Below are 293 nucleotides of genomic sequence, written 5' to 3' on the forward strand. Positions count from 1 at the left end.
AAAGATAAACCCAGCCCTCTAGCAGCGCCTGATATCACAATTCTCTTATTTAATAATAGATCGTTCATTTATACTCAAACTCCCTTTCAAGTCGTATAGCGCGATTAAGAAAAAAAACAGTTAAAAGCTAACTTTCTCTGTTTGAGATTCTTTTGCTTCCTGCATTTCTTGCAATTGTTTGAAGTGCTTTTTACCTTCTTTTTGAAAAATTCTTCTTAGTCGAGACAGGCCAACGTCATGTTGATACAAGAACTCATGTTCAATAGCATTGGGTGCCATATTCTCTAAAATGA

At 35.2% G+C, this 293-nt stretch carries 1 pseudogene; it reads right to left on the minus strand.

The window, feature by feature from the left end:
- Positions 1–120: 120 nt before the first annotated feature.
- Positions 121–293: pseudogene (locus BTV99_RS13825) on the minus strand (3-phenylpropionate dioxygenase); the annotation flags it as partial.

Origin of the sequence: Psychrobacter sp. Rd 27.2, assembly GCF_001921755.1 — a bacterium.
In the GTDB taxonomy this organism is placed as follows: Bacteria; Pseudomonadota; Gammaproteobacteria; order Pseudomonadales; family Moraxellaceae; genus Psychrobacter; species Psychrobacter celer.